The organism is Nonomuraea zeae (genome assembly GCF_005889725.1).
In the GTDB taxonomy this organism is placed as follows: Bacteria; Actinomycetota; Actinomycetes; order Streptosporangiales; family Streptosporangiaceae; genus Nonomuraea; species Nonomuraea zeae.
Genome location: NZ_VCKX01000553.1, coordinates 1 through 3,509 on the forward strand (window position 1 = coordinate 1; position 3,509 = coordinate 3,509).

Annotated in this window: 2 protein-coding genes; one reads left to right on the forward strand and one right to left on the reverse strand. The window is 72.0% G+C overall.

The features are described 5' to 3' along the window. The coding region (locus ETD85_RS60975; protein WP_138698885.1) for an MFS transporter at nucleotides 1-1,613 on the reverse strand (1,613 nt) is incomplete at its 3' end. Nucleotides 1,614-1,871: 258 nt separating this feature from the next. Between ETD85_RS60975 and nhaC the strand changes: the two genes are divergently transcribed. Further along, the gene (nhaC, locus tag ETD85_RS60980; protein WP_206059625.1) at nucleotides 1,872-3,470 is read left to right on the forward strand and encodes a Na+/H+ antiporter NhaC; all 1,599 of its coding nucleotides are present in this window, start codon (nucleotides 1,872-1,874) and stop codon (nucleotides 3,468-3,470) included. Nucleotides 3,471-3,509: the final 39 nt, after the last annotated feature.

Sequence of the window (3,509 nt, forward strand, 5' to 3'; positions counted from 1 at the left end):
GGCGACGGCGGGAGCGGGTGGCGGAGGGTGCCCTCGGGGGCGGGGCGCTCGTCGTGCGAGCGGAACGCGTTCTCCCAGGGGCCCAGCTCCTGGTGCGCGATCGGCATGGGCTGCGGGGCCCGGGCGAACGGCTGCGTGGCCTCCGCCGGGGACGCGGCGGCCCGGGTGGCGCCGAGGTGCTCGGGCTCGGGCCGGACGGCGGCGGCGGGCTCGGCGGATGGGCGGGGCTTGGGCAGGGTCACCGTGACCAGCGCGGCCACCAGGGCCACACCGCAGCCGATCAGCAGCGCGGTACGGAACCCGGCCTCGGAGGGCAGGATGTGCCCGCCCAGCGTCGTGGTCATCTGGGCCAGCACGACCCCGACCACGGCGGCGCAGACCGAGGTGCCGATGGAGCGCATCAGCGTGTTGAAGCTGTTGGCGGAGGCGGTCTCGGCCTGCGGCACCGCGCCCATGATCAGCGCGGGCATCGCACCGTAGGCCAGGCCGACGCCCATGCTGCCGATGCAACCGGCGATCATCAGACCCCAGGCCCAGTCCATCAGGATCAGCGCCGCGCCGTAGCCGAGCGCGATGACGAGCGCGCCGAGGATCAGGCTGGTCTTGGGCCCGCGGGCGGCCGACAGCCGGGCGCCGAGTGAGGAGACGGCCATCATCATCAGGCCGGACGGGGCCATCCACAGTCCGGCGGCCAGCATCGACTGGCCCAGGCCGTACCCGGTGGCCTCGGGCAGTTGCAGGAGCTGCATGAGCACGAGCGACTGGGCGTACATGGCGAAGCCGACCAGGACGGACGCGCCGTTGGTGATCAGCACCTGAGGCCGGGCGGTCACCCGCAGGTCCACCAGCGGATCGCGGACGCGCAGCTCGAACAAGCCCCAGCACAGCAGGAGCACCACCGCGGCGGCGAGCAGGCCGAGCGTGGTGCCGCTGCCCCAGCCCCAGTCGGCGCCCTTGGACACGCCCAGCAGCAGGCAGACCAGGGCCGCGCCCAGGCCGAGCGCCCCGGCGATGTCCAGGCGGCCCCTGGCGACGGCGGGCGTGGCGGGCACCAGCAGCCAGATGAGCACGGCGACCAGCACGCTCAGCGCGGTCGAGCCCCAGAACAGCATCCGCCAGTCGGCGTACTCCGCGACCGCCGCCGAGATCGGCAGGCCCAGCGCGCCGCCGATACCCATCGAGGAGCTCATCAGCGCGATCGCCGGGCCGACGCGCTGGGGCGGCAGCAGGTCGCGCAGCGCGCTCACCCCGAGCGGGATCATGCCCACGCCGAGTCCCTGCAGGCCGCGGCCGGCGATCATCGGGATCAGCGAGCCGGCCATCGCGCACACCGCCGAGCCGGCGATGAGCGGGATCGTGCAGATGAGCATCATGCGGCGCTTGCCGTACAGGTCGCCGAGCTTGCCGACCACGGGGGTGGCGACCGCACCCACCAGCAGCGTGACGGTGATCACCCAGGAGGTGTTGGCGGCGCTGGTGCTCAGCAGCCGTGGCAGCTCGCCGATCAGCGGGACCACCAGGGTCTGCATCAGCGACCCGACGATGCCGGCCACCGCGAGCACGCTGACGATCCCGCCGCCACCCGAGCGCGCGGCAGGTGCCGAATGCGCCATTTATCCCCCTTTGTACCGTTAAGTTCCGGGTGCACAATACACACGATATGGTTGATGCACAACTTATGCATGATGCACAAGCGATCGGCGGGGTCGCGCGCAGGTTCCCGGGCTGGAGCACGTCCTGGCGGGGCGATCATGGCAAGAACTTGACCTGTTGCGGTCGCTCTCGGCGCGGCTGACGGGTACGTCGGCTGGGACGTGAAGCGGTGCTCCGCACGCGGTGCGGGCCGGGCAGTCCAGGGAGTCGTCTATGCGGTGTCGGTCGTGGCCGGAGGCCGGTTCGCCGGAGCGGGGGAGCGGCGCGGGCCGGCGTACCGGGAGACGGCGATCACGGCCGGCCGGGCCATGAGCGACGGCACGGGAGACGGCGGAGCGCAGGACGCGGGCCGGGCGGCGGCGCGCCCGCCGTCACTGGCCGATCTGGTGGTCGTGCTGGTCGCGCTGGTGGTGCTGATCGCCGGGTCGCTGGCGCTGTTCGGCCTGGACGCGCTGAACGGGCCGATCCAGGTCGCGCTGGTGCTGTGCGCGATGGTCGCGATGCTGGTGGTGCTGAAGAACGGGCACCGCTGGGAGGAGGTCGAGGCCAGCGGCCGGCGGGCGCTGTCGTCGATCACCAGCGCGGTCTTCATCCTGCTGGCGGTGGGCGCGCTGATCGGCACCTGGAACCTGTCCGGGACGATCCCGACCCTGGTGTACTACGGCATCCAGGTGCTGTCGCCGGGCTGGTACTACGCGGCCGCCGCGCTGATCTGCGGCGTCGTGGCGATGTCGATCGGCAGCTCGTGGACCACCGCGGCGACGGTCGGGGTCGGGCTGGTGGGCATCGCGACCATGCTGGGGGTGTCGGCGCCGATCACCGCCGGGGCGGTGATCTCCGGCGCGTACCTGGGCGACAAGCTGTCGCCGCTGTCGGAGACCACGGTGCTGACCGCTCAGATGGTGCGGGTGAACGTCTACGAGCACATCAAGCGGCAGGCCTGGACGTCGCTGCCGGCGTTCGTGATCGCCTTCGTGCTGTTCCTGCTGATCGGCTGGGTGTGGGGGCCGGCCGCGACGGACCTGGGCGACACCGGCAGCGAGCTGACCGCGCTCGGCGACATCTACTGGATCACCCCGCTGAACCTGCTGCCGCTGGTGTTGCTGGTCGTGCTGTCGGCGCGCAAGGTGCCGGCGACGCTGGCGCTGATGGCGGCGGCGATCTTCGCCGGGATTCTGGGGATCTTCACCCAGCCGCCGGTGATCCGCGCGTTCGTCGGCGAGCCCGGTCTGAACTCGGTCGTGGCCGGGATCAAGGCGGTCTGGCGGGCGATGGCGAACGGGTTCGAGAAGAGCTCGGGACTGGCCGACGTCGACCGGCTGCTGTCGCGGGGCGGGATGGACAGCATGCTGCCCACCCTGTGGCTGATCATCGGCGCGGTCACGTTCGGCACCCTGCTGGAGGAGTTCGGGCTGCTCGACCGGCTGATCGACCCGATGGTGCGGGCGGCGAAAGGCACCGGCCGGCTGTTCGCGACGGTGTTCGCCAGCGCCTTCGGGCTCAACGTCATCGCCGGTGACCAGTACATCGCGCTGGTGCTGCCCGCGCGGGTGTTCCGGGCCGAGTTCGCCCGGCGCGGCCTGGCGCCGACGAACCTGTCACGGCTGACCGCCGACAGCGGCACGGTCACCTCCCCGCTGGTGCCGTGGAACTCCTGCGGCGCGTTCATGGGCGCGGTGCTGGGCGTGCCGACCCTGGCCTACCTGCCCTTCTGCTTCTTCAACATCGCCAGCCCGCTGCTCAGCGTGATCTACGGGTTCACCGGCTTCACCGTCGAGCGTCTCCCGGCCGGCGACCGGGAGGAGGGGGAGGAGTAGTGCCGTCAGGGCATCCCGCCCGGGTGGAAGGGAGGAGGG